The organism is Leptotrichia buccalis C-1013-b, from assembly GCF_000023905.1.
In the GTDB taxonomy this organism is placed as follows: domain Bacteria; phylum Fusobacteriota; class Fusobacteriia; order Fusobacteriales; family Leptotrichiaceae; genus Leptotrichia; species Leptotrichia buccalis.
The window spans coordinates 1,799,704-1,824,133 of the sequence record NC_013192.1; the positions used below are offsets into that span (position 1 = coordinate 1,799,704).

31 protein-coding genes and 1 pseudogene are annotated in these 24,430 nt (G+C 29.2%); all 32 read right to left on the minus strand.

Features of this window, described 5'->3' with window-relative positions:
• Window positions 1–15 precede the first annotated feature (15 nt).
• On the minus strand, window positions 16–273 hold the full coding sequence (locus tag LEBU_RS08460) for a hypothetical protein (RefSeq protein WP_041760644.1): 258 nt from the start codon (window positions 271–273) through the stop codon (window positions 16–18).
• Between the two features lie 120 nt (window positions 274–393).
• On the minus strand, window positions 394–1,431 hold the full coding sequence (locus tag LEBU_RS08465) for an alpha/beta hydrolase family protein (protein ID WP_015769922.1): 1,038 nt from the start codon (window positions 1,429–1,431) through the stop codon (window positions 394–396).
• A 22-nt stretch (window positions 1,432–1,453) separates the two neighbouring features.
• Window positions 1,454–1,924 carry a hypothetical protein gene (locus tag LEBU_RS08470; protein WP_015769923.1) on the minus strand — a complete coding sequence of 157 codons (471 nt, stop codon included), beginning with the start codon at window positions 1,922–1,924 and terminating at the stop codon, window positions 1,454–1,456.
• A gap of 425 nt (window positions 1,925–2,349) precedes the next feature.
• Window positions 2,350–2,724 (minus strand): hypothetical protein, encoded by a 375-nt coding sequence (locus tag LEBU_RS08475; RefSeq protein ID WP_015769924.1) that lies wholly within the window; start codon window positions 2,722–2,724, stop codon window positions 2,350–2,352.
• A gap of 47 nt (window positions 2,725–2,771) precedes the next feature.
• The gene (locus tag LEBU_RS08480) at window positions 2,772–3,557 is read right to left on the minus strand and encodes an ABC transporter ATP-binding protein (RefSeq protein WP_015769925.1); all 786 of its coding nucleotides are present in this window, start codon (window positions 3,555–3,557) and stop codon (window positions 2,772–2,774) included.
• Between the two features lie 27 nt (window positions 3,558–3,584).
• Window positions 3,585–4,325, minus strand: coding sequence for a hypothetical protein (locus tag LEBU_RS08485; protein ID WP_015769926.1), 741 nt, complete (start codon window positions 4,323–4,325; stop codon window positions 3,585–3,587).
• Window positions 4,291–5,349, minus strand: a complete 1,059-nt coding sequence (gene leuB / locus LEBU_RS08490) for a 3-isopropylmalate dehydrogenase (RefSeq protein ID WP_015769927.1) — start codon at window positions 5,347–5,349, stop codon at window positions 4,291–4,293. Before leuB ends, LEBU_RS08485 begins: the two co-directional genes overlap by 35 nt.
• A gap of 48 nt (window positions 5,350–5,397) precedes the next feature.
• Complete coding sequence (locus LEBU_RS08495) at window positions 5,398–5,847, minus strand: OmpA family protein (protein ID WP_015769928.1); 450 nt, start codon at window positions 5,845–5,847, stop codon at window positions 5,398–5,400.
• A gap of 14 nt (window positions 5,848–5,861) precedes the next feature.
• Window positions 5,862–5,948, minus strand: a pseudogene (locus LEBU_RS12410) (type II toxin-antitoxin system YafQ family toxin); the annotation flags it as partial.
• Window positions 5,949–5,977: 29 nt separating this feature from the next.
• Window positions 5,978–6,607: an OmpA family protein gene (locus tag LEBU_RS12035; protein WP_203415693.1), complete on the minus strand. Its 630-nt coding sequence runs from the start codon at window positions 6,605–6,607 to the stop codon at window positions 5,978–5,980.
• A complete protein-coding gene (locus LEBU_RS11910; RefSeq protein WP_015769930.1) occupies window positions 6,591–6,764 on the minus strand; it encodes a hypothetical protein in 174 nt (57 codons plus the stop codon). The genes LEBU_RS12035 and LEBU_RS11910 overlap by 17 nt, the downstream gene beginning before the upstream one ends.
• Before the next feature lie 14 nt (window positions 6,765–6,778).
• Complete coding sequence (locus LEBU_RS08505; RefSeq protein WP_015769931.1) at window positions 6,779–7,051, minus strand: type II toxin-antitoxin system YafQ family toxin; 273 nt, start codon at window positions 7,049–7,051, stop codon at window positions 6,779–6,781.
• Window positions 7,044–7,298, minus strand: a complete 255-nt coding sequence (locus LEBU_RS08510) for a type II toxin-antitoxin system RelB/DinJ family antitoxin (protein WP_015769932.1) — start codon at window positions 7,296–7,298, stop codon at window positions 7,044–7,046. The genes LEBU_RS08505 and LEBU_RS08510 overlap by 8 nt, the downstream gene beginning before the upstream one ends.
• 98 nt (window positions 7,299–7,396) lie before the next feature.
• Entirely contained in the window at window positions 7,397–7,945 is a 549-nt protein-coding gene (locus LEBU_RS08515; RefSeq protein ID WP_015769933.1) for a DUF2262 domain-containing protein, read from the minus strand.
• 280 nt (window positions 7,946–8,225) lie between these two features.
• A complete protein-coding gene (locus tag LEBU_RS08520) occupies window positions 8,226–8,627 on the minus strand; it encodes a hypothetical protein (RefSeq protein ID WP_015769934.1) in 402 nt (133 codons plus the stop codon).
• Between the two features lie 849 nt (window positions 8,628–9,476).
• Window positions 9,477–9,944 carry a hypothetical protein gene (locus LEBU_RS08525; RefSeq protein ID WP_015769935.1) on the minus strand — a complete coding sequence of 156 codons (468 nt, stop codon included), beginning with the start codon at window positions 9,942–9,944 and terminating at the stop codon, window positions 9,477–9,479.
• Window positions 9,945–10,105: 161 nt separating this feature from the next.
• The gene (locus LEBU_RS08530; protein ID WP_015769936.1) at window positions 10,106–10,912 is read right to left on the minus strand and encodes a DUF2262 domain-containing protein; all 807 of its coding nucleotides are present in this window, start codon (window positions 10,910–10,912) and stop codon (window positions 10,106–10,108) included.
• A gap of 34 nt (window positions 10,913–10,946) precedes the next feature.
• Window positions 10,947–11,483, minus strand: a complete 537-nt coding sequence (locus LEBU_RS08535; RefSeq protein WP_015769937.1) for a DUF2262 domain-containing protein — start codon at window positions 11,481–11,483, stop codon at window positions 10,947–10,949.
• 17 nt (window positions 11,484–11,500) lie between these two features.
• Entirely contained in the window at window positions 11,501–12,076 is a 576-nt protein-coding gene (gene leuD, locus LEBU_RS08540) for a 3-isopropylmalate dehydratase small subunit (RefSeq protein ID WP_015769938.1), read from the minus strand.
• Window positions 12,077–12,116: 40 nt separating this feature from the next.
• On the minus strand, window positions 12,117–13,535 hold the full coding sequence (gene leuC, locus LEBU_RS08545; protein WP_015769939.1) for a 3-isopropylmalate dehydratase large subunit: 1,419 nt from the start codon (window positions 13,533–13,535) through the stop codon (window positions 12,117–12,119).
• Window positions 13,536–13,584: 49 nt separating this feature from the next.
• Window positions 13,585–14,259: a Fic family protein gene (locus tag LEBU_RS08550; RefSeq protein WP_015769940.1), complete on the minus strand. Its 675-nt coding sequence runs from the start codon at window positions 14,257–14,259 to the stop codon at window positions 13,585–13,587.
• Window positions 14,260–14,295: 36 nt separating this feature from the next.
• Window positions 14,296–15,135 (minus strand): YwqG family protein, encoded by an 840-nt coding sequence (locus LEBU_RS08555; protein ID WP_015769941.1) that lies wholly within the window; start codon window positions 15,133–15,135, stop codon window positions 14,296–14,298.
• Window positions 15,136–15,219: 84 nt separating this feature from the next.
• On the minus strand, window positions 15,220–16,149 hold the full coding sequence (locus LEBU_RS08560; RefSeq protein ID WP_015769942.1) for a 3-oxoacyl-[acyl-carrier-protein] synthase III C-terminal domain-containing protein: 930 nt from the start codon (window positions 16,147–16,149) through the stop codon (window positions 15,220–15,222).
• On the minus strand, window positions 16,146–17,420 hold the full coding sequence (locus LEBU_RS08565; protein ID WP_015769943.1) for a F390 synthetase-related protein: 1,275 nt from the start codon (window positions 17,418–17,420) through the stop codon (window positions 16,146–16,148). The genes LEBU_RS08560 and LEBU_RS08565 overlap by 4 nt, the downstream gene beginning before the upstream one ends.
• Window positions 17,404–18,234, minus strand: coding sequence for an MBL fold metallo-hydrolase (locus LEBU_RS08570; protein ID WP_041760647.1), 831 nt, complete (start codon window positions 18,232–18,234; stop codon window positions 17,404–17,406). Before LEBU_RS08570 ends, LEBU_RS08565 begins: the two co-directional genes overlap by 17 nt.
• Entirely contained in the window at window positions 18,197–19,180 is a 984-nt protein-coding gene (locus LEBU_RS08575) for an NAD-dependent epimerase/dehydratase family protein (protein WP_015769945.1), read from the minus strand. The genes LEBU_RS08570 and LEBU_RS08575 overlap by 38 nt, the downstream gene beginning before the upstream one ends.
• A 2-nt stretch (window positions 19,181–19,182) precedes the next feature.
• The gene (locus LEBU_RS08580; protein ID WP_015769946.1) at window positions 19,183–20,454 is read right to left on the minus strand and encodes a glycosyltransferase; all 1,272 of its coding nucleotides are present in this window, start codon (window positions 20,452–20,454) and stop codon (window positions 19,183–19,185) included.
• The gene (locus tag LEBU_RS08585; protein WP_015769947.1) at window positions 20,429–21,055 is read right to left on the minus strand and encodes a hypothetical protein; all 627 of its coding nucleotides are present in this window, start codon (window positions 21,053–21,055) and stop codon (window positions 20,429–20,431) included. Before LEBU_RS08585 ends, LEBU_RS08580 begins: the two co-directional genes overlap by 26 nt.
• Window positions 21,045–22,223, minus strand: a complete 1,179-nt coding sequence (locus LEBU_RS08590; protein WP_015769948.1) for a glycosyltransferase family 21 protein — start codon at window positions 22,221–22,223, stop codon at window positions 21,045–21,047. Before LEBU_RS08590 ends, LEBU_RS08585 begins: the two co-directional genes overlap by 11 nt.
• Complete coding sequence (locus LEBU_RS08595; RefSeq protein WP_015769949.1) at window positions 22,220–22,993, minus strand: SDR family NAD(P)-dependent oxidoreductase; 774 nt, start codon at window positions 22,991–22,993, stop codon at window positions 22,220–22,222. Before LEBU_RS08595 ends, LEBU_RS08590 begins: the two co-directional genes overlap by 4 nt.
• Before the next feature lie 87 nt (window positions 22,994–23,080).
• Entirely contained in the window at window positions 23,081–23,923 is an 843-nt protein-coding gene (locus LEBU_RS08600) for a metallophosphoesterase (RefSeq protein ID WP_015769950.1), read from the minus strand.
• Between the two features lie 67 nt (window positions 23,924–23,990).
• Complete coding sequence (locus LEBU_RS08605) at window positions 23,991–24,371, minus strand: RidA family protein (protein ID WP_015769951.1); 381 nt, start codon at window positions 24,369–24,371, stop codon at window positions 23,991–23,993.
• Window positions 24,372–24,430: the final 59 nt, after the last annotated feature.

Sequence of the window (24,430 nt, forward strand, 5' to 3'; positions counted from 1 at the left end):
TCTGAAAATTTTTTGTTAAATCCAAGCATACTGCAACTCATAGCACTTTCTGTAATAATTCCCTTTAACTGAAGTTTCAAGAATTTTATTTCTTCTAAAATTTCGATTACAGCTTTTTTTGTAAAACTGATAAGCTCTCTTACACCAGCCACTTCTTCTCCAGCTGACTAGTTCTCCATTTTTTACAAATACATCAAACGGTAAATTTTTTGAACTTATTTTAGAAAGTTTTTCTTTTTCCCGCTTTCTATACTCAATTCCTTTTGACCACATAGATATCTCCTTTTTTTCAGATTATATCTGAAACTTGAAATTTATTTTCTAACTCGTATCTTCTACTTTTACATCGACAATTTTTCATTTTCAATCAAATTTCTGAAATCAAATTATCTGCTATTTAACAATCCCTTTTGAAATCACATCCAAATCCCCATCGCTAAACTGAATATTAGTTTTTGCCCCTGTATCAGCCAAGATTTTCTGTGCAATCATTGTTGTCAACGGATAAATAATGTTAAAATGGTTTCCACCAGTTATTTCATATGATTTAAATGGAATCTGATATTTATCTGCAACTTTTTGCATAACTCTGTAAACTGGCTGACTGTCATCTTTTCCCTCAAAATGAAATGTTGGAGCTGTGATTGAACGCATATATCTTAATGATGAACGAACCGCTATTTCTCTAGGGTTTGTTCTATCAAATGGAGGATTCATTCCAGCGTAGTCATATTTTTCTAATGACATAAGTTCTGTTGCCGCTCCCATTGCAAAAACTGCTCTAAATCCTTTCGAATATTCACTTAATAATACTGCTTTTGTCCCACCTGTACTATGCCCAACAAGATAAATTCTATTTGGATCAACATAAGGCAGTGAAGCTACATACTTCCTAGCTTCTTCTAAGTCTTCAATTTCTCCATAAAACATCTCAAATTTACCAGGATTGTTATTTTCAGCACGTGCACTTGGGACAAATAGAACAAATTCATCTCTTTTAAATGCATCTGCTCTTTGATAATTATCTTTTGGAGCCTCTTTTCCCCAGATTTCCATTGTTCCACCAAATCCACCATTTAAATACATTATTACCGGATACTTTTTACCATCATTTTTTGGAGTGATATATCCTTCCATTTCCCCAATTTTTGTTGGATATTTTACTAATTCCACTCCACTATTTTTAGGCGGTGCAGCCAATTTCCCGTCTGGTTCAAATTCCGACTGGCCTTCAATCAAAGTTGTCTTAAAATTTTTATGTGCTTCTTCCAAAGTTTCACCATATATTTCAACTCCAAAACTGTCATCAATTTGTTTACTATTTTTCTCATTATTTTGAACTTCTGTATTTCCATTTGAACTTTTGTTCCCATTCCCGCAAGATACTACAAAAGTTGCTAAAATTAACAATAAAAGTAATATTTTTTTCATAAATCCACCTTTCTTTTTTTATTTATTGTTCCAACATTCTTCTTTTGCCCACTCTTTCAGCCAATTTTTCAAAGTATCCACTTTCAATCAAGTTATTTCTATTCTGCATCCACCATGCCTTTCCATTAATTTGGGCAAAATTTATTATTTCTTTTTTTATTTTATCCCCAGCTCTTACTGATATTGTCAATTTATAGTTTAAGATTCCTTTTTTTAAATCAATTTTTTCTATATCATCGACATCTATTCTTGTTAAAAGTCCCTTAATTCCACCAAGCATCCCAACTTCGAAAAACAATATTTCATTCTCCTTAAAAAGTATATAACACGGCTTCATCCCCGTTTTCATAATCAATCCAATAAGCCCCATCATCAAAAATGAATTCAAATTTCTTTCTCTTTTAATACCATAAATACAATTTTTATCGTACTCTATCCCATTTTGCTTGAAATATTCTTCTACTTTCAACTGTTCTTTTGATTTTTCTGCCATTTAAAAAGTTCTCCTTCCTATTTTTTTCAGAAAATAAATTCTTCCTCAGCAACATCATTAACATAATTAATCTTTTTAGTCAATTTTTCATCCTCATCATAAAATTCATAATAATATAAGTTTTTCGAAAAGACATATACAATAAATAGTTTCTATTATATTTTTTAAATTTTGTGAATCAAGTTAAAATCCATATAGGATTAACATATTCTTTTTAGATTTTTTATCTACTACATAATGCTATAAAAATATAAATAAATTAGTTATTAAATAGCACCAATCAAAAAAATGTAATGTTTTATTATATATATAATTAAAAATACATGAGCTTATAAATAATCAATATTAAAAATCAATTTTTTTATATATATTTTTTACTTTAAATTTCCAATTTGACGCACTCTAGATTATCCTCATTTTACATACTACATCTGAAATGCCGTTATCCAAAAACATATTCCGGCTATAAGTGAAAGCGGAGTCATAACATATTTTTCTTTCCTACTTTTTGAAATCATATTCATAATAGTATTCAAAAATAGATAAGCGGCAAAGAAGAAACAAATATATTTAGTAACCTTAAAAGGCAGCCACAAGGAAATAAAACCTCCGGCTTGCAAAATAATTATCATTGCAAAAATTTGGATAGCCACTGAAATGACTGCCATAACTCTAAATTTCTTAGGTAAGATTTTATGTTGTCCACCCATTGTAAATTCGCCCAAAGGCAAACCACAAGCAACAAGAACTGTCATAATTGCTATAACTCCAAATAATACTGCACCTAATATTGAAAACATAAATCAATATTCTCCCTTCACAAAATACAAAAAATTTATTATCGATTTTATCTCACAATCAACCAAGGTCTTTCATTTTCCCATACAATCTTCACATCCAAATCAAACATCTGAGAAAGCAATTTACCTGTTAAAATATCCTTTTTAAGCCCTTTTGCCAAAATCTTTCCATCGTGAAGAAGTGCCACGTGAGTTACTGACGGCATAATTTCCTCAATCTGATGAGTTACGTAAATAAACGGTATTGCGTTACCATTTTTGGAATTTTCCTCAAGCACTTTCAAAAAATACTCTCTCGAAGTTACATCAAGCCCTGAACAAGGCTCGTCCAGTATAAGCAAATCAGGCTCATTCATAAACGCTCTTGCAAGCAATGTCCGTCGTTGCTCTCCTTGCGATAAAGTCCCAAAACGATTATTTTTTATATATGAAATCTTAAAATTCTCAATAATCTTATCCGCCTTTTCCCTATCCTCATCTGTAACTTCATCATAAATCCCAATCGAATTAAACTTTCCAGAAATTACAACATCTTCCAGCTTTTCGCCATTTAATGTACTTGAAAAATTATTTAATGTCGAACTTACAAATCCGACTCGATTTTTTATTTTTTTCCAAGAATAATTACCAAATTTATGCCCAAAAACTCGCACTTCTCCAGAAGTTGGGAAAATATAGGCTGGTATCATTCCAAGAAGAGTTGACTTTCCAGAACCATTAAGTCCTAAAAGTGCCCAATTCTGGCCTTTATTTATATGCCAGTCAATTCCTTTCAATATTTCTCTGCCATTACGCTTAAAAGTTACATTTTCATAGTGTAATATTTCTTCCATAACTATGCCTCATTTTCTTTTTATAATTTATTTAGTCACATGAAATCTAAATTCTTTTCCTGGATTTTTTATAGCTTCTTCTTTAAATTTTTTTACATTCTCGGATTTTTCACTACGTTTTGTATTATCTTTTGGCTTATTATTTACCACTCCACTATAGTGAAATCTCCAATCAGGAATAATTATTTTATCTTTCAAATCAACACTATAAATAAGTTTTTCATATATAACTCCCGAAAAATCTTGTCTTTTTTGATTTGTTTCTTCAGAATAACCACTACAAATAGCTACTTCTTGTAAATTTTTCTTTTTCATTTTATCATAAATAATAACTTTTTTATTCTTTATTAATGAAAATAAAGTTTCTCTAAAATCAATATCTTTAAGTTGTTTCTTATCAATTTTGCTTCCTAAGTTACTTAATTTAGGAACTTTATTTCGAATATTTTCTTTATTATTATTATGTTCTTGTATTAAGTCCGATTTATCAACAAAAAATTTATAATTTTTCATTTCTATTTCTACTTTGTTATTTTCATCAATTTTTATATTTCTTAAATCAACTATTTCTTCAATCGTTATACCAACTTCGGTTAATTTACCATTTTGATACCAAATTCTTATTTCTTCGTCCTTTGCAATAATTTGAAAAGATAAAATCAATAATAAAAATAATAAAATTTTTTTCATAAATTTATATTTATTCCTTTCTTTTTTCATAATGTAAACTTTATTAAATTCTATTAGCAATCTCAGTTCCCATTTCATCAGTTCCAACCTTCTTCATACCATTTGTATAAATATCAGCCGTTCTAAATCCTGCTTCTAGCACTTCCTCCACAGCTTTTTCTATCGCATCAGCCTCTTTTTGAAGATTAAATGAATATCTTAACATCATTACTGTTGAAAGTATTGTCGCTATTGGATTTGCAATATTTTTTCCAGCTATATCAGGTGCTGAACCGTGACTTGGCTCATAAAGTCCAACTTTTCCATCTCCAAGACTCGCTGATGGCAGCATTCCAAGTGATCCTGTAAGCATTGAAGCCTCATCTGACAAAATATCTCCAAACATATTTTCAGTCAAAATTACGTCAAATTGTCTAGGATTGGCAATCAGCTGCATTGCTGCATTATCTACATACATGTGCGAAACTTCCACTTCTGGATAATCTTTTGAAATTTCCTCCACAACTTTTCTCCACAATTTTGAAGTATCCAAAACATTGTGTTTATCTACACTCGTAAGTTTTTTATTTCTAAGTTTTGCAATTTCAAATGCTTTTTTCGCAATTCTTTCAATTTCAGCCCTTGTATAAGGAAGTGTATCAAACGCCTTTTCATCAGAATATTCCCTATGCCCAAAATAAAGCCCTCCAGTAAGCTCCCTTACAATCATCACATCAAGTCCATCTCCAATTATTTCTTCCTTTAAAGGGCTCGCACTTTTCAATTGCTTAAACAAAACCGCTGGTCTTAAATTTGTGTAAACTCCCAAGTCTTTTCTTATCGCAAGAAGTCCTTTTTCAGGTCTTTTATCAGGATCAAGATTATCCCATTTAGGCCCTCCAACTGATCCTAACAAAATCGAGTCACTCTCTTTACAAATTTTCGCAGTTTCTTTGGAATAAGGAATCCCATATTTATCAATAGATTCTCCTCCCAAATACCCTTGCGTATACTCAAATTTATGCCCAAATTTTTCTCCAATTTTATCCAAAACTTTTACCGCTTCATCAACGATTTCTGGACCAATTCCGTCCCCTTTTAATAATGCAATTTTGTAGTTCATTTTTTTTACTTCCTTTCTAAATTTTTTATATCATCTTTTTTAACTTTTTTATTCAAAATTTTTCCATTTTAAATTATTAAATAAAATCTCTACTCTTCTGTTACTATATTTCCCTTGATCTGTATCATTTAAATCAACTGGATCCTCTTCTCCTTTACCACTTATTTTTCCAATTGAAATAGCATCTTTTAAACCAAATTCTCTAAACAATCTAGCAACATTTCTAGCTCTTATCAATGATAATTTTTGATTATATTTCTTTGTTCCAGTTGAATCAGTATACCCTACGAAATCTACAGTTCCACTTTCTCCAAATTTATTTAAAATATTTACAATTTCTTTAAGATCAAATATCTGATACTCAGTTATTATTCTCCCATTAACTTTAAAACCTCTTATAACACACTTTTTCTCCTCTCTATTGCAAGGTACTACTAACGTTGTTGAAAAAGAGATATTCACAATTGTAAATATACAAAATAAAATAATTTTTTTCATCAAATTCCTCCAATTTAAAACAAATCCGAATATGTCCCTGTTCTCGACAATGTCAAAACCAAAATATTTTTTTCAATTTTATAAATTAAGAGCCAATCAGGCTAAAAAAATTTTTTAAAATATAAGAAAATTACTCATCTTCCAATTGATTTTTTAGCTCATTAAACAAACTTGAATCAAAATTTTTTTTAACTACATTTTTTCCAATAATTTCAACTCTTCTATTATTATATCTTCCTTCTACTGTATCATTAGTATCACTTGAATTTTCAGAGCCTTTTCCCAAAACTTTTACAATTCGCATTTCATCTTTCAATCCACTTTCACGAAATAACTCTGCAAGTCTTTTAGCTCTTTCCAATGATAATTTTTTATTTTCTGTATTATCACTATATCCGATAAATTCTAAATCTGCACTTTCATAAAGTTTATTCCAAATTTTTCTAACAATGCCTTTCATTCTATTTCGTTCAAACTCATTTAAATCTTTACCATTTTCTTTAAATCCTCTAATTGAAATTTTCAATTCACCTTTGGCATCTTCCATTGGAATATCCCAAGCCAAATAGTCCATAACCATCGGATTACTCATAAGTGGAAATTTTTCCAAAATCTTCAAATTTTTCTCAGCTTTTTTAGAACCATTTTGGATTGCTATTTTATAATACTTTTCGGCTTGTTCAGTTTGGTCATTTTTAGCATAAAAATTTGCTAAATTATTCATTGCTTTTACATCGCCATTTTCAATTTTTTTCTTCAAATTCTTTGATTTTTTTATAATACCCTTTAAAATCAAAATCTGTCATTGAATATCCAGAGATGTTTCCTTTTGAATCATTAAATTCTTTGATATTTCCAACTTGAGAAAATAAATTTATCAAAAGTAATAACTGATAAAATAAAATAATTTTTTTCATAAAATTCCTCCAACTTAAAACAAATCAGAATGTGTCCCTATTCTCGACAATGTCAAAACCAAAATATTTTTTTCAATTTTATAAATTAAGAGCCAGTCAGGCTGAATATGACATTCTCTAAATCCTTTATAATCGCCAGTAAGATAATGGTCTCTATATTTTTCAGGCAAAGGCTTTTCATTTACTAAATAAAAAAGAACTTCTTCAAATAATTTTTTGTTGTATCCTCTTTTTATTGCCCTTTTATAATCTTTCTTAAATTTAACCTGATACCTGATTTTAAGCATTTAAATCCTCCATCAACTCATCTATGCTATCAAAAGTTTTACTTAATCCAACACCTTTTTCAACTTCATCCAAAACCTTTCTAGTTTCTTTATTAGGAACTTTCAATTCAAATGGAATCCCCTGCTCCAAAATACACTTCTTCAAAAACAGATTCATTGCTGTACTCATATTAAGTCCCATTTTTTTAAATAATGTTTCTGCTTCTTTTTTCACATTTTCATCAACTCTAGCAGTTACTGTAGCCATCTTTACCACTCCTTTGTAATACATTTGTTATACAATGTAATTATATTACTAAATGATACAAAAATCAATCTTTTTAATTAACTTTTTAAAGATAAATTTTACCCAGCAAAATCTCCATTTGAAAATTTACCATTTATATTCCCAAACACAAACATTATGTGTCCACTAAATATTAATTCGTCTATATCAAATAATGAAACATTGAAATCTCCATTTTCTTCTAATGTTATAGAATTGACGTATATTAATTTTTTAAATGATTCTAGCGATAATTCTTCATCATTTACCATTTTTTCTGCTTCTTTTTTTCCAACTATTTCAGTTAAATCTGCAATTAATCCTGGCATATCTTCATCTTCATAATCTGCCGATGGTTCCCACCAGTATCGAGCATCTTCAAGAATGTATTCCCCTGCTGCATCTTTTATTTTTCTCTCCCATTCTTCAGCATTTTCAACTAATATTTTTAAATTTTCCAATTTTTCTCTAATCTCATTGATTTCTTTCTCAAAATCACGATATTCCAAGTTCACCTCAATCTTCTTATCATTCCACAAGACCTTTAATTCTTGATTGCGTTGCGGATTTGTTCTAAAACTTTCTAATATTTCATCAACATTTATTTCTTTCAATAATTTATTCGCCATTTCTATAATTCCTTTCTTTACACTTCTTTAAATAATTTTATACCCTTTCTAATTTTCTCTCAAAATATTTTTAGTTCTCTACATTACCTCAAGCATTTCTTTATTAAAGGTTAATTCAGTTAATTAATTCGATTTTCTCATAATAATCCACCAAATTTTCATATTCCCTCAATTGGACTCATTTATTAATACAAACATATAATAATTAAACTTTCCAACATCTTTTAAGTCATTGCCACTACTGTTGCTATTTTTTTCAGCCGTTTTCTTCATTATGAAGTTATATTAGTTTATTTTCTATCAAATAATTTATATTTTTAGTTACCCAGTTTTTATTAAATCTAAAAAAAATATCAATTCTAAAAGCTTTACTTTCATTATCTAATTTAAAATATAATTTATATCTCGTTATTTTTTTTACTAATTTTAAAACCTTTACTTTTTCCCGAGGGATTATTTTCCTCATTTTACCTATATTCGAAAGTTGTATTCCTGAAGGTATTTTTAATGTTACATCACACGAAAATATTTCTATATTATCTTTCTTAAACAAAATTATAATACTTTCTCTTAAATCCTTGTTAAAATCATAAATAAGATTTTTATCAAAAAACATTTTTATAAAATTTTTTTCAGGAAAAAAAAAACAAATAATTTCTGTCATACTCAATATTATTTTCATTAAAATAATTTTCTATTATTTTATTCCATTCTTTGATAGTTTGCATAAGTTTTTACCTCCTAGTCATCTGAAAATTTTTTGCTAAATCCAAGCATACTGCAACTCATAGCACTTTCTGTAATATGCTCGAACTCATTTAATACTATTTCCCGTTAAAACAAAGGATTTATTATAACTTCTGTTTAGGAAAGGGGTAAGACCCCTTTTGAAAATAGGAATAAATTTTTATAATAGAATTGTTTGATAATTAATTCATAATCATTTAACTAAATTATTTTTTATTATTTTTTGGACATTTTATTAATAAATATTTTTTCATATTACTATGTTTTTTCTTTCTTATTTTCGTAGGATTGCTCATTGCCCCAAATTCTAGAATCTATGGCTAGTTTACGACATTTTTCTGCACTGACAAAAAACTCACTATGCTCAAACAGTTTTGCTAGCACAAAAAAATGCTCCGACGAATTAATTTATACTAAAATCTGTTTAAAAAGTAAAAATTATGTTTTAATCATTTGAAAATATTAAGCTTTATCCTTTAATTAGAAAAATTTGTAATAAATTTTTTATTTAAATGGAGTTTAGTATTAGATTATGATAATTTACCTATTTACTCAGTGAACTTATAATCTCACAAATTCAAGGGAATCATATCTTTATTTTGTAACATTATTGTTGGTCAATGATTCCCTTTTTAAAAAATTTAAATTTTCTATTTCTAAATTATGTGTTGTTTTTTATGTTTTGATATGCAATTCAAATCTGAAACTTGTATCATTTATCAAGACTGCCAAAACTTTATTTCTGAAAAATATTATAAAATAATAACATAACAGTCAATATTTTTTAATCCTCATAGTTTTCATTGTTATTTTCTATAATTCGCAGTGTATTATTTGAAATATTGAACTTTGTAACTTCACCTAGATCTAATCTTCCTGTATGTCCACTTCCTACAATTTTAATTCCATCTTCAAATTCTATCCGTCGAATTTTACTAAGGTTTGCTTTTTTCGATAAATCAAAAAACATCATTGGAACATCCAATTTTTCTCCTTCGTAACTTTGATAATGAATATCATCATCTGAATCTGGAATATCATAGTCCAGTCCTTCTATGACACATTCAGCATCAGAAATAATATACGGAATCTCAGCTGCTTCAGGTGCAGTTTTAATAGTATACGAAATCTCATCATTTGCTTCAGGTGCAGTTTTAAAAGTGCAGTAATCACCTTTTTGCGAAATTCCCTTAATTCCAGTTCCAAATGCAGCCATTGACAATAAAAATGATAAGATAACTAATTTTTTCATAAAAATCAACTCCATTCTATATTTTATTACAATTATAAATTGCAACATAAAATTTATTATTTCACCGTCCAATATTATTATACCTTGCTATTAGTCATTATACAAGGTTAAAGAGTAGGTCTATTATAAAGAATGTTGTTTTAAATTTATATTTTAATTTTTCAACAAACAACTTCTTCCTCAGCAACATCATTAACATAACTAACCTTCTTAGTCAATTTCCCATCCTCATCATAAAATTCCCAAATTCCCTCTTTTTTTCCAGATTTATAATTTCCAATTGCCGCTAATTTGTGATTCTTCTTATAATAAAGTTTTGTCAGTCCTTCTCTTCTTGATACAAAAAAACTACTAGCATCTGCATAACCTATTTTAAATTTTTCACGAAGAATTGAAGAAAACTCGTCATTTAATTCTAAGTCAGTGACAAATTCAAAAAGATCATCAAAACTTGCAGCAAAAAATCCCTTATCAATATTCCCTTTTAACCAAATCCAGTTATCCCCCACAACTGTATAATCATCAGCTACTTCAAAATAAAAATTTCCTTCATTTGTTATCTGAATATTATCAACAAAAATATAATTTCTATACTTATCCAATGGAAATACTTTTGTTTTCCATATTCTTTCTGCTTCTTCTTTTGTAAAATCGTCTTTTAAAATTTCAAATAACATATCATAGCAAGTTGGATACTCTGGAAATACTCCATCATCAAAAAAATCATCATTCAGCATATCATAAAAATACTTAACCATCGTATCTTTCACTTTTTTATTCCATTCATCCTGATTAAGATACAATTCTTCCAAAATTTTAAACATTTTTTCTTTTTCAAGTTCAACATTATCACATTCTTTATAAATCGTAAGTCTTACTAATGTTTCTTTACCTTTCCAAATAATTTTTCCGTCCCACTCTTTAAAATTTCCCATATATGTATTTTCAACAAAATCCTGAATTTCCATATCTGATTTTCCTTTCTGAAAAAATCTAAGAAAATTAATCCATATAAAACTCGTCTATTTCACCATTAAAATTACACTCAGCATAAAATATTTTATCAACAAAAAACAATCTTTCGTACATAGTAATAGAAAAACTATTTTCATCATCGTCAGTTAAATCAATTGTTATTTCCATATCTTCATTATCAAGTAACTTTTTAAATGCTTCTTTTGTAAGAAAATTATTTTTCATAATTTTTTCTGTATCTTCTTTCCCAATTATTTCAATTAATTTTTTTTCAACATCAGAAATGTCTTTATTTTCATAATAAATTTCAGCATACTCAGGCTTTACCCATTTTTCTTCATTAAACCAGTCAACAAATTCATCAGCAAACAGATTTTTGCACTTTTTATCCCAATATTCTTTATTTTCTAAAATTTTTTCAACCATTTCTTCGACTTTTGTTTCATCAATTTCATCTTCATCAATATCATCTTCACCATTACAGTACAATCTCATTTCTATTTCATGATTTATCCACATCACTTTACGAGTATGCTCTCCATCTATGATTTCCCAATTTTTCATTTTTACTCCTTTTTTGACTACTTATGATTCTCCTCATACTTCCTAATCTCGTCCTCATGCTGTAAAGTCAGTCCAATCGAATCCAACCCCTTAAGCAACCTCTGTTTCCAGCTTTCTTCCAATTCAAAAATATATTCTTTTCCATTTGCAATTAATTTGTTGTTTTCCAAATCAACTGTCACTTTGGCATCTCCAGGCAATTTTGATAATTCAATTCTATCCGCTTCTGGCAAAGTTATTGGCAAATGCCCGTTATTCAGCCAGTTCATGTAGAAAATCCCTGAATATCCTCCAGCCACAATCACGTGAAAACCGTAATCCTGCAATGCCCAAGCCGCATGCTCCCTGCTTGAGCCACAGCCAAAGTTATCTCCAGTAATCAAAATTGTTCCTGTCTTGTATTCAGGCTTGTTTAAGTTAAAATCCATATTATCTGTTCTGTCCTCATTGTATCTCCATTCATCAAACACATATTGTCCAAATCCTGTTTTTTCGATACTTTTTAAATATTGTTTTGGAATTAATTGATCCGTGTCAATGTTGTCATTCATTATTGGAACGATTGTTCCTTCATATTTTGTAAATGGTTTCATTTTCTTCTCCTTATTTTTTATTTTTTACTTTTAGAAAAAATTATTTTACTTCATCCAATTCCCTTACATCCACAAATTTTCCATAAATTGCAGCTGCAGCAGCCATTGCAGGACTCACTAAATGAGTTCTTGCTCCTTTTCCTTGCCGTCCTTCAAAGTTTCTGTTAGAAGTTGAGGCACAATGCTCTCCAGCTGGTATCAAGTCAGGATTCATTCCAAGACAAGTTGAACATCCAGCTTCTCTCCATTCAAAGCCTGCATCTTTCAAAATTTGTGCTATTCCGTTTTCTTCAGCCGCCTTTTTTACAACTTGTGAGCCAGGAACTACAACTGCTGTAATATTTGGTGCAACTTTTTTACCTTTTACAATTTTTGCAACAATTTCCAGATCGCTCAGCCTTCCATTTGTACAAGAACCGATAAATACGTGCTTTAAAGGTATATCAAATGGAGTTTGCCCTGGTTTTAAGCCCATATACTCATATGCTTTTTCATCGTTGTGATCTTTAATTTCTGGAAATTTTTCTGTAACATTGATTCCCATTTCAGGATTTGTTCCCCAAGTAACTTGCGGCTCAAGATTTGAAACATCCACTTTTATATGTTTATCAAAGGCTTCTACTGAATTCGTATACAATTCCTTCCATTCAGCGACTTTTTTCTCAAATTCCTCATCTTTTGGTGCAAATCTTCTTCCTTTCACATAGTTAAAAGTAGTTTCATCAGGAGCGATAATTCCTGATTTCCCTCCACCTTCAATCGCCATATTGCATATTGTCATTCTTTCTTCCATCGAAAGCCCTCTTATCGTATCTCCGAAAAATTCAAAGGCATATCCATTTCCAAGACCAATTCCATAAGTCTTGATTATATGAAGAATTATATCTTTTGCATATACACCCTTTTGCAATTTCCCAGTAATTTCAATTCCCATTGTCTTAGGTTTTTTTTGCCAAATTGTTTGTGTTGCCAGCACGTGTTCAACCTCACTTGTCCCAATTCCAAATGCAATTGCTCCAAATGCCCCATGAGTCGCAGTATGGCTATCTCCACAAACCACAGTTTTTCCAGGCTGTGTAAGTCCCTGCTCAGGCCCTACCATATGTACAATCCCATTATTCTCATTAAACATATCCACAAGTTCAATCCCAAATTCTTTACAATTTGCAGCAAGTGCATCAAGCTGTGCTTTAGAAATTTTATCTTTAATATCCAATCTTTGCGACATTATAGTAGGAGTGTTATGATCCATCGTTCCAAAAGTCAAGTCAGGTCGTCTAACTTTTCTCCCAGCAAGTCTCAATCCCGAAAACGCCTGCGGCGAAGTAACTTCGTGAATCAAATGCAAATCAATATACAAAAGCTGTGCTTCTCCAGGTTCTCCCGTAATCACGTGTTTTTCCCACACTTTGTCAAACAAAGTTTTAGGTTTTTTTGTTTCATTTTTAATTTCTGACATTTTTTATCCTCCGTTTATTTCTCTCCAAATTTTTTTATTTATAATTTTTTTAAAATTTCTCTATTCTTTTTTGTTCAAATTTCTGTAATTCCTTTACTTTTTCAAAAATAATATCCACATTCTGTTCCCTTAAATAACTCATATACAAGGCTCTATCTTCTTTTTCAATTACAAATGGACTTATTTTTTCCTGAAAACACAGATACATCATAATCAGTCTTCCCGTTCGTCCATTTCCATCACTAAAGGGATGAATCCGTTCAAATTCTATATGAGAATTTAATATCTCCAATAATTTTTCATCTTCATTTTTACATAATTCAAGCCTATAATTAAGATTTTCAATCCAATTTTTTGTAAGAATTGGTGCTTGACTTGGTGTAGAAGTTTCAAAATTTACACCAATTATGGCATTACTATTTCTTTTAAAATTTCCTGCATTATCATTTAACCTATCCAAAATTTCCTTATTTATACTCTTTATCACGTAAATATCAAGTTTTTTATCATTTTCAAGTTCACTTATCATATAGTCAATCGCCCTTTTATGATTCAAAACTTCAAAAACTTCACGAACACTCTTGCTACCTGGTATTATACTATCCAAAATAATTGTAGCCGTCTCATTTAGTGTCAATGTATTTCCTTCAATGGCATTTGAATGATGTGTCATTCTTACTGATAAATCTAAAAAATATTCATAATTTATTTTTGTAATATCCATTTTTCTGACTTTCTATTTCCCATCTATCCAATAAAATCAATAACAATCCCAATTGTAAAAAACATCTGAAAAATCTTTATTTTTTAATTTCTCTCTATTAATAAAGAAATTCATCACTCCACAATCTCCAATCATAATTTCTCCGCCACTGTCAATTTGAAATAGCAAAGTATCATATTCTTTCAATTGTTCTTCATCTCTTGGCTCAAATTGAGTAAAAAATGGAAATCCATTACATTTTGTTCCGCCATTTTCTCCATTGGAATTACTTTCAAATATTCCCTCAACTTTTTGATACAATTTTTCTTTTTCACTTACATCAATATTTTTTTCTTTTAGCACTTCTTCAAATAACTTTTCCAAAAGCGTATAATCAAAAGTCTCTTTTTCACTGCTTTTCAAAGAAAAATTCATTTTACAAGGTTTATTTGCTATTTCTAAATTTCCTGAATTTTCTCTATAAGGATTGTACATTTTCTTAAACTCAACTTCCGAATGATAATCTTCAATTTTTTCATAATAAATCACATCAAATCCATCTCGATTTGTATAATCGTCAAAATCCAATCCTAACAAATCTTCTCCCAAAATCCAAAACTGCAAAATCCCTTCCTGCGGGAAATCTTCAAGCTCCTTCAAATTCTCACAATTTATCTGTGCAAGGAACATAAATTGTTGTCCTTTTGAATTTGTTGGAATTTTTCTTCCTTTTGGAATATACGGAATTCCTTCAATTTTGCTGTCTGTTATTTTTATTTCCTTTGGAGCATTGACTGATGCATCTGCAACCATCATTTCTTTTGCCGTTTCCTGATATTTTTTTTCTATTTTATTAAAAATATCTTTTGCTAAAATCTTTATTTCTTTCTCTTCCATTTCATACCTCTTCCAAGTTTTAAATTTACTTTCTTTATTTTAACATAAAAATCCTAAACTTAAAAAAATTATTATTAATTATAACTATAATTTAATTAGCATCATATTTGTAGTAAGTCCAGCCGCTGTTCCAATAAGCAAGATTGTATTGCCGCTTTTAATTCTTCCATTTTCCAGTCCATGAACTAATGTTATAGGGACAGATGCTGATACCATATTTCCAAATTCCTTGACTTCATCTAAAAATTTATCTTTTTCTATTCCTAATTTTTGCATTACAAGAGGCATTGCAACGCTAGCCTGATGGGGAACTGTCATATCTATATCTGAGACTTTCATTCCATTATTTTTTAGAAAATTTTTCATTAATTCAGGAATTTTACTTATTGAAAGTGACAATACTGTTTTTCCGTTCATATCGAACATATATTCCTCTTTTGTCATTTCAGAATAATTTTTGGGATGAAAATTGCTTAAACCTCCTCGAATTTCAGTTGAATGTGCTCCTTCTGACCATGTTTTCTGTATTGCATCAATAACTCCTATTTCCTTTTCAGTTTTTTCAATTACAAATGCTGCCGCACCATCGCTGAAAAGCTGGAAACTTTCCTTTTGTTTTGGATTTAAGGCTATTGAAGCTACATCGCAGGAAACTATCAGTACTCTTTCATATCTTCCTGCTTCTATAAGGTATGACATGGTATCCAGAGCAGTTATAAAACTTGTACAGGTAGTATTTATATCAAGGGCTGGAATTGAAGTCCCTTTTGCTATTTTTTCATGAATTAGGGCTGCTGTGCATGGTATAGGCTGTATTCCGACAGCACTGGCTGAAACTATGCAATCAATATCATTAATTGTTATATTTGCATTTTTTAATGCTTTTTCACAGGCAGAAACAGCAAGGGAAATTTGGCTTTCACCTTCACTTATTCTATAACGAACTTGTCCTTTAAGTTCAACTGTATTTTTTGGTAATTCTATTCCATATCCTTTAAATTGAATTCTTCTCATTCTATAACCTTTCTTATTATCCTTTTTAATTTTTTTGTGCTGTCTGTTTTATAATCTATAAATCTGATTTCTACATTTTCTATATCCAAAGAATCGAACAATTTATCAAACTCTTTTTTCACCAATTTTTCTTGTTCATTATTTATATTCAAAATTGCAATCTCCAATAAATTGCTATTTACTTGAAAAACCTGATATTCTCTTATATTTTCAGCAAAAAGTATTGTTCTTCTAATAAAATCTGGAAATACAGTAATTTCTTTATCAAATTTATTTCTAAACCTGAAAATATCATCTGAACGCCCTTCAATCTTTTCAATTCTCTGTAAAACAGAACCGCACTCACATGGTTCTTCTGATTCAACTAGAATATCATTCAAATAATAATTTACAAAAGGCTGGCTTGTCCTCCTGAAATCTGTAATTATCGGATAAAATCTTTTTGCATCTATATATTTCCTGTCAAATTTTATTAAATCTTCATTCAAATGAAGATGTCCATATTCACAAGTACAGGCTAAAAAACCTTCTGTCGCCTGGTAAATCTGATGAATTACTTTTAAATTAAACTGCTTTTTTATATATTCCTCATCAGGTTTCTCCAAAATTTCTGCAACTGAAACAACCTTTTTCACAAAAGTTTTCAACTTGCCTTCCTCTATCTTTTTAGCCAGCATTAGTAGTAAGGAGGGGGGAGCAACAATAATAGTTGGATTGTATTCATTCAACCTCTCAATATGTCCATCAATATCTTTAAAAGTATCAAAATATTCCAAACTTATTAAAAAAGAATTTATAGATTTATACAAATCATTGTCCGCTCTTAGGAAAAATGCTATTCTATGTCCAAGAATACTATTTTTAGGCAGCATTTTAGCCAAAATCGTCCCTGCCCATATGCCTTGCTCTTCAGGAGTAGTAATAAACATTCCTCTATGTCCAGAAGTTCCAGAAGACAACCCTACTGAAACATCTTTGTATTTCTGATTAAAATTTCTTGTTTTTTCACTATTTAAGGCAATTTCCATGGCTTCATCCCTTTTTACTCCTAAAGTATTGAGTTCATCAAAATTTTCCATCATAAATGCTTTGTTCATAACAAAATTTTCAGAAATTTCGTGAGTTTTAAAATACGGAGATTTTTCTTTTAGAAATTTTAAGTGTTTATTTACCTGCTTTTTCTGATATTCCAAAAGTTTATCTCGTGAATCCCATTTATTAAAATATCTTATTTTTATAAAACTTGATATAATCTTAAATATTTTTTTCATTCAATATCCTCTTCACCTTTTCTTTATTATCATGACTGACAACAACAGAAATATCATCTTTTATCAATTTTTTCAAAAAATCACTTCCCTGCTGATAATCCTCAAAGTTATTCTGTATTTTTCTAGCAAGCCATTTCATTTTATCTGTAAATGAAAGATATTCAGTCCCCCAGCATACATCAGCACCAATAAGCAGTTTTAATTCTGGCATATATACACATGCCTGACCTTTTGCATGTCCGTCTATCTCAACCATAAGCATAGATGAATCAGAAAATAAATCAAAACTATTTTTATACAAAAACAACTTGTTTTCCTTATAATTTTCCTTTCTTATCAATGTCAATCTATTTTCAAAATCATCTGGCAGAAGTTCATTAAAAATCAAAAAATTATCTTTTTTTGACTTAAAATATTTATAGCAAGTCTCAGTTAATATTAAATTAGAGTTTGGAAAAAATTTCAATCCTCCAATATGATCAGGATGTAAATGTGAAACAATTATATATTTTATTTCTTCTATACTTATACCTTTTTTTCTAAGCTGGTAATCAATTATATCTTCTTTTTTTAAGGTTATCGGATTGGGAAATCTATACAAAAAATATTTAAATTTATTTTTTAAAATATCCATAGAATAACCAGTATCATAAAGAATATAGCCCATTCTTTTATGCTTTATCAAAAACACTCCCGCATAAAAATCAACCACTGTCTTACCAAAACCTTTAAAAACCTTCTTTAAATCATTTGTACAATAGCCGCAGGCAAAATATTCAACTTTTTCTATCATTTTCTCTGATGTGCTTAACATATTTTTTTACTCCTTCAAGGACAGATATTTGGGGATAGTATCCTAATTCTTTTTTTGCCTTGTCAATATTCAAAGTCTGGCTGTATCTCATTAAATATAGCGTATATTTGGTAAGAGGAGGCTCTTTTTCAATTCCAAAAAGTTTATAAACTTTTTCTAAAATTGAAACTAGAATTAAAATTAGTCTGTAGTTCCATTTTAAATATTTACCTTCTGTTCCCATCTCGTTAAAGAACAATGTCAAAATTTCCTTAAATTCTATCGGCTCATCATTTGTTATATTATAAGTTTGCCGTGAATACTTTTCGTTTTCTAGTGCCAACCTTAAAGCATAGGCAACATTTTCAACACAAGTTACATCGACTTTTTGTTTCCCGTCAGCAAAAAGAGGTATTCCCATTTTTTTATTTAAATCTAGAAGTCTTGGAATTATGCTTGTATCTCCGATTCCAAATAATCCACGTGGACGAATTATCATATAATTTAGCTTGGAATTCTTAATTATATTTTCTGCCATAATTTTACTTTTTATATAAAAATTAAGGTTATTATCCTTTGGAGCCTCATTTTCCTTAACATCCAGCTGATCCTTTGCCCCAGCATATATGCTTGGAGATGAAACAAAAACTAATTTTAAGCCCTGCTTCTCACAAATTTCAACAATATTTCGAGTTCCTAGCACATTTACCTTATAAAAATTGCTCCATTTACCCCAAACTGTAGATAATGCCGCAGCATGAATTACTGCACTGCATCCTTGAAAAGCCCTCAGCAAATCTTCCTTATTTTCTATATCTCCCTTAAAAAACTCAACATTACTGTCAATCAAAGTTTTGCCAATTTTCTCATTTCTTCCAAATGCAACAACCTGATAACCATTATTTTTCAATTCTTCAACTACATATTTTCCTAGAAAACCAGTTGCCCCTGTGATTAAAACCTTCATCGCTATCCTCCTTTTAACAGCCTGTCAATTTCTTTTTTCAACATTTCGCTTGGTAAATAATTATTAAATTCTTTTGATAATTTTTCCAAATTGTTCCATTCTTCTCTTTTTAGCATTTTCTTAAAAGCCTTTAAAATGGACTTTCTTAATTTTAATTTAGCTGGTATTCCAATTTTAGCTAAATCGACCCTTACTGCATAATCAAACTGGTCATAATCATGAGGAACAATAACAGCAGGCTTGTTATATTTTATACAGGAATAAAGTATTCCTGCTCCGCCATGATGAATAACATAATCTATATTGGGCAAAATTTCATCATAATCTAAATAATGGTAAATATGTAAATTATTTTCCTTTACAATACCCTTATCTTTTTCTAAATAACTTCCCAACGAGACTACGAACAGAAATTCAGGATAGATTTTTGAAAGTTCTTTTGCCAGCTCGATTATTGATTTTTTAGCCCATTTTAGATGCGTTCCGTTAGTTAAAAATACAGTTTTTTCAAATTTCTTATTATTTTCAAATTGCACACTATTTTTAAAAAGGGACGAACAGCAAGGCCCAACCCAAGAAAATTGACTTGGAAAATCATCTCTAAATTCAATTTCTTTCATGCCTAAACCTAATATAGAATATGGAGAATAAATATTTTCTTCACCTTTTTCGTTGTACAAAGTGAAATTAAATTGTCTTAATTGATTTTTTAAAATAAAACAAACCATTCTTTTAAAATTTCTGACAATATTTCTTGATAGACTATCTCTTAGTTTGAATAAAAAATTATCTCTTGGATATAGTCCTCCCATATAAGCAGGTGTTGTTGTTCTACTTTCTATTGCAAATGGTGTTGGAATGCTTGTAATCCAAGGAATATTATTTTTTTTGCACACAAATCCTGCTGGAACGGCTGTAAAATCTGCTATAACTATGTCAGGCTTTCTTTCAGAAAAAAAATCTTCCATTTCTCTTATTATTTCTGGCATAAGTCCCATATTTTCTTTAAATTGCTTATAGATAATCCGAAGATTGGTTTGTTTATCAGTATCAGATATTTTTTCAAAGATAGCAGGCTTATCTCTAAGAAAAACTTTTACAGGAAATCCAAGTTTCTTTACAACTTCCTCTTTTTTACAACCTGTATAAATACAGATATTGTATTTGTCCTTTTCCTTTAATAGAGGGAGAACTAACTCTAAAGCTGGATAGAGATGTCCGCTAAAAGGTGGAGCAACAACTGCAATTTCAATTTTTTCCTTGTAAATATTCATAAATTATTTTTTTTACCTTTCTATCCTTAAAATATTCCAAATGTCCACAATTTACAATTCTGTCAATTTTATGAAAATCTAGAAGCCAGCTGTAAATATCTAAACTTCCCTTAATAACTACTGTATTTTTCAAGTTTCCATAACCTTTCGCTACAGGTCCTAAAGCAAACATCGTAATATTCCCATTATCATAATTTGCTAAATCCATAAATTTATTCCAAACATTTAAGCCTGAGCTTAAAGAAATAACTATCACATCTTTTAAATGCTTAACAGGCTCTAAATGCCTTAAAATTTCCTGTTTAAATTTTTTATTAAAAAGAGTGCCAGAATAATAAACAATATTTGATAAACTTGCTTTAAAAATACTGATATCTTCATATTTATCATGTTCAAAGTCTTCATTATATGGAAAATTTGAATTTATAATTTTATATCCAAATTGCTGAAAAATATTTAAAATCTCAAATCTTTCTTGTCCTAAGGCAGCTGTTTTAAGATTACTGCTTCCACTTATAAAAAAGACAATTTTATCTTCTTTTAAAAAAGTTTTTGAAACATCAAGACTTTCCAGCTTTTCTAAATAGTTGTTAAACTTCATAATGTATTTTCCCGTCTTTAACTCTAATTTTTTTATTTCTCCATATAATCACAGGCGGTGTTAAAAGAGTATAGACAAGTATAAAAGGCAATAAAAATTCACTTGCTAACTCATACGGCAATTCATCAGCCTTATGAAAAAAATTACCTTTCTTTTGTATTTCTGACTGATAAATAAATAATCTCACTATATGGAACAATCCAACCTTTCCTACAAATAGCACTATTACTATTATAAAATGATTTATTCCAAAATAAAAACTTAAAAATAATAGAATAGCTGGTAGGAATACAGGCAATAATATTATAAATAAAAATTTAATGGAAAATGCATTTTTCATATAAACATTGCTAAATAAAAGCCATCTTTTCATAAGAAGAATATATTTTCTAAAATTTGGAACAGTATTTCTCACATTGCAAAAAATAGTACTTTGTATAATTTTTACATTTTTGGAAAGTAAATAAGTTGCAAGTGCCAAATCATCACATAGCCAATATTTTATCTCTTCAAAAGCAGAATATTTTTTTAAAATATCAGTCCTTAAAATATAAAACATTCCATTTATAGTCTTATTTTCCTTTAAAAAAGACATAGAAAAGTATGAAAAAATAGAATTAGAATTTATAAAAGCCGAGATTAATTTTGAATAGAAGCCTTTAATATTATAATTATAAGGAATCCCAGTTACTATCCATTCAGCCTTATCTTTTTCATAAATACTTAATTCATCCAGTTTTTTTCTGTCAATAACTGCATCATCATCTAAAATTACCGTATATTCTGTTTTTATTTTCTTTATAGCTTGCGATAATTTAAATACTTTGGGATTTACTTCTTGCGGAACATCGTCTAAGTAAAAGACTTCAACTCTGCTAGAATAATTTTTATTTTTTAAAATATTTTCAACTGTCTGTCTTGCTAAACAGTCACTTTTATCAACAAGCCAAATAAATTTCATTTCATCAGTATTTTTTAAATTTGCAGACAAATCATCTTCCAATCTTGTATCTCCAGACAAAATAGGTTGAACTACTGTGTATTTGCTCTCATCTATCTTATTTTTTTCCAGACTATTTATTCTTTTAAAGTAAATAAAAGAAAATATTAATTTTAAAATGAGCAAAATTACTGCAAATATCAATAAAAAATTAAACAATACTGTCATTTAATCACCTTTTTCAAGACTAATCCCGCCAGCCTTAACTGTAACGAAATTGGCAATAAATTTATTAAAAACATGGACACTCTATTCCTAAAGCCAATAATGGAAAATCTTCTTCCCTTTTCCATTGCTTTTATAATTTTTTTCGCCGTTTCTTCCGAACTCATCATAAATTTTTGAGAACTTCCGAATTTTTCCTGTGTATTTTTATCAAAAAAATTACTTTCCGTTGGACCCGGGCAAACTGATAAAACTCTCACATCTTTATTTTTATGTCCCAATTCTTCATCTAATGCCAAAGAATAATGCAATAATGCAGATTTTGCCGAACTATAAACTGCCATATATGGATGTTGATATAAAGCACCTGTTGAACATATGTTTAAAATTATTCCTTTTCCTTTTTGTAAAAATTTTTCTGAATATCTTTTAGTTAAAATTAACGGAGAAATAAAATTTACATTCACAGTATCCAAATCTTCTTTATCGCTTAATTTTAAAAAATCAGTAATTTTTCCAAAACCAGCACAATTAATAACTAAATCAACATCACAATTTTCAACAATATTTTCTAAATTACCTGTATCAGTTAAATCGTATTTTATGCAAATACATTCAAGCAAAGAATTTTTTTCTTCTAATTCTTCTTTTAACAAATTCAGTTTATTAGAAGATCTTGCCAGCAAGTACAATTTTTTACTTTTATTTGCCAAATTTTTTGCCAGTTCTTTTCCAATTCCTGAACTTGCACCTGTTATTAAAATTTTTTTCATTATTTATACGTCCTTATTGTTCATAACCAAATAATTTTACTACATCACTAAATCATTATGTCATTTTGTTTATTTGATTTTCTATATTTAAATTTTTTTCAATTTCAGCACCACAATTTCAGGCTGTGCAAAAAATCTTATGAACATTTCAAATGCTCCACCACCAACACCTGAAGTAGTATAAATTTTATGTCCATCATATTCCTTTAATCCATATCCGTATTTCCAAGGATGCTTAATTTCCGCCCATAATATCAAGCCAAACAATGTTATCTGTCCACCATGAGTATGCCCTGCCAAAGTCATATTTGACCTTTCCTTCTGTTCATTTGTCATTTCTTCAAAATAATCAGGATTATGTGTGATGAAGATATTAAAATCATCTTTTTTTATACCATTAAGCGCCTTCTGTGCATCAGGTTTCCCTTTTAGTAAATCGTCAACTGCTGAAATGTAAATACTCTGGTTATTTACTGTTATTTTGTCACTTTCATTTACCAACACTTTGTACCCAAGGCTTTTCAGTCCAGCCATATTTTTTTCCACAGAATTATAATCATGATTTCCCAAAACTGCATAAATTCCATATTTAGGCTTTTCTAACTTTTCCATTCCTTTGTAAAATCGTGGAATTTTACCAGTCCAGTTAGTATAGTCACCACCAAGAATTATAATATCCTTCTCCTGTTCATTTATCAGTTTAATAATCCTGTCAAGCTGCTTCTGATTAAACCTCGCATAAGTATCCAGCTGAAAATCTGCCGCAAAGAAAATCTTCTTTCCATCAAATTCTTGCGGAATATCCTTTGAAGCAATTTCTATTGTTCTGACCTTGATCTGTGTATATTCATAATGTGCATAAATTAGGCAGATTATAAAAAATATTGCTAAAATTCCTAAAACTGAAAATACTGTTTTTTTAGTTATCATAAAATTTTCCTTTTCAATTGTTTTATTTTCTCTCTAATTTTGAATTTATAACTTTTCTATTTATTTCTTAATCAGCAACTGCACTTACTTCTATTTCTATCATCAATTCCTTATCAATTAATGAAGACACCTCTACCATTGTTGCAACTGGTTTAATGTTCCTAAAAAATTCTCCATGTGCTTTTCCATATTCTTCCCATTTTGAAATATCTGTAACAAACATTCTTGTTCTAATAACATTTTTTAACCCCAATCCTTCCTTTTCAAGAAGTTTTTTTATATTTTCAAGAATATATTTTGTCTGTTCATAGGCATTTCCTACTGCATAAGGCTTTCCATCCCTAACGGCTGTTGTTCCTGCTATTTCAAAAATATTTCCTATCCTTACTGCTCTCGAATATCCTACAATGTCCTCCCATGGAGAGTTTCCACTTATATTTTTTCTCATTAATTTAACTCCTTCCGAATTCTCATACTTCTCTTACTTTTCAATAATAACATTCATAT

Excerpts from the sequence above, each read along its gene's own strand:
- LEBU_RS08460 (WP_041760644.1), bottom strand. The coding sequence starts at position 273 with ATGTGGTCAAAAGGAATTGAGTATAGAAAGCGGGAAAAAGAAAAACTT.
- LEBU_RS08465 (WP_015769922.1), bottom strand. The coding sequence starts at position 1,431 with ATGAAAAAAATATTACTTTTATTGTTAATTTTAGCAACTTTTGTAGTA.
- LEBU_RS08470 (WP_015769923.1), bottom strand. The coding sequence starts at position 1,924 with ATGGCAGAAAAATCAAAAGAACAGTTGAAAGTAGAAGAATATTTCAAG.
- LEBU_RS08475 (WP_015769924.1), bottom strand. The coding sequence starts at position 2,724 with ATGTTTTCAATATTAGGTGCAGTATTATTTGGAGTTATAGCAATTATG.
- LEBU_RS08480 (WP_015769925.1), bottom strand. The coding sequence starts at position 3,557 with ATGGAAGAAATATTACACTATGAAAATGTAACTTTTAAGCGTAATGGC.
- LEBU_RS08485 (WP_015769926.1), bottom strand. The coding sequence starts at position 4,325 with ATGAAATGGGAACTGAGATTGCTAATAGAATTTAATAAAGTTTACATT.
- leuB (WP_015769927.1), bottom strand. The coding sequence starts at position 5,349 with ATGAACTACAAAATTGCATTATTAAAAGGGGACGGAATTGGTCCAGAA.
- LEBU_RS08495 (WP_015769928.1), bottom strand. The coding sequence starts at position 5,847 with ATGAAAAAAATTATTTTATTTTGTATATTTACAATTGTGAATATCTCT.
- LEBU_RS11910 (WP_015769930.1), bottom strand. The coding sequence starts at position 6,764 with ATGAAAAAAATTATTTTATTTTATCAGTTATTACTTTTGATAAATTTA.
- LEBU_RS08505 (WP_015769931.1), bottom strand. The coding sequence starts at position 7,051 with ATGCTTAAAATCAGGTATCAGGTTAAATTTAAGAAAGATTATAAAAGG.
- LEBU_RS08510 (WP_015769932.1), bottom strand. The coding sequence starts at position 7,298 with ATGGCTACAGTAACTGCTAGAGTTGATGAAAATGTGAAAAAAGAAGCA.
- LEBU_RS08515 (WP_015769933.1), bottom strand. The coding sequence starts at position 7,945 with ATGGCGAATAAATTATTGAAAGAAATAAATGTTGATGAAATATTAGAA.
- LEBU_RS08520 (WP_015769934.1), bottom strand. The coding sequence starts at position 8,627 with ATGAAAATAATATTGAGTATGACAGAAATTATTTGTTTTTTTTTTCCT.
- LEBU_RS08525 (WP_015769935.1), bottom strand. The coding sequence starts at position 9,944 with ATGAAAAAATTAGTTATCTTATCATTTTTATTGTCAATGGCTGCATTT.
- LEBU_RS08530 (WP_015769936.1), bottom strand. The coding sequence starts at position 10,912 with ATGGAAATTCAGGATTTTGTTGAAAATACATATATGGGAAATTTTAAA.
- LEBU_RS08535 (WP_015769937.1), bottom strand. The coding sequence starts at position 11,483 with ATGAAAAATTGGGAAATCATAGATGGAGAGCATACTCGTAAAGTGATG.
- leuD (WP_015769938.1), bottom strand. The coding sequence starts at position 12,076 with ATGAAACCATTTACAAAATATGAAGGAACAATCGTTCCAATAATGAAT.
- leuC (WP_015769939.1), bottom strand. The coding sequence starts at position 13,535 with ATGTCAGAAATTAAAAATGAAACAAAAAAACCTAAAACTTTGTTTGAC.
- LEBU_RS08550 (WP_015769940.1), bottom strand. The coding sequence starts at position 14,259 with ATGGATATTACAAAAATAAATTATGAATATTTTTTAGATTTATCAGTA.
- LEBU_RS08555 (WP_015769941.1), bottom strand. The coding sequence starts at position 15,135 with ATGGAAGAGAAAGAAATAAAGATTTTAGCAAAAGATATTTTTAATAAA.
- LEBU_RS08560 (WP_015769942.1), bottom strand. The coding sequence starts at position 16,149 with ATGAGAAGAATTCAATTTAAAGGATATGGAATAGAATTACCAAAAAAT.
- LEBU_RS08565 (WP_015769943.1), bottom strand. The coding sequence starts at position 17,420 with ATGAAAAAAATATTTAAGATTATATCAAGTTTTATAAAAATAAGATAT.
- LEBU_RS08570 (WP_041760647.1), bottom strand. The coding sequence starts at position 18,234 with ATGTTAAGCACATCAGAGAAAATGATAGAAAAAGTTGAATATTTTGCC.
- LEBU_RS08575 (WP_015769945.1), bottom strand. The coding sequence starts at position 19,180 with ATGAAGGTTTTAATCACAGGGGCAACTGGTTTTCTAGGAAAATATGTA.
- LEBU_RS08580 (WP_015769946.1), bottom strand. The coding sequence starts at position 20,454 with ATGAATATTTACAAGGAAAAAATTGAAATTGCAGTTGTTGCTCCACCT.
- LEBU_RS08585 (WP_015769947.1), bottom strand. The coding sequence starts at position 21,055 with ATGAAGTTTAACAACTATTTAGAAAAGCTGGAAAGTCTTGATGTTTCA.
- LEBU_RS08590 (WP_015769948.1), bottom strand. The coding sequence starts at position 22,223 with ATGACAGTATTGTTTAATTTTTTATTGATATTTGCAGTAATTTTGCTC.
- LEBU_RS08595 (WP_015769949.1), bottom strand. The coding sequence starts at position 22,993 with ATGAAAAAAATTTTAATAACAGGTGCAAGTTCAGGAATTGGAAAAGAA.
- LEBU_RS08600 (WP_015769950.1), bottom strand. The coding sequence starts at position 23,923 with ATGATAACTAAAAAAACAGTATTTTCAGTTTTAGGAATTTTAGCAATA.
- LEBU_RS08605 (WP_015769951.1), bottom strand. The coding sequence starts at position 24,371 with ATGAGAAAAAATATAAGTGGAAACTCTCCATGGGAGGACATTGTAGGA.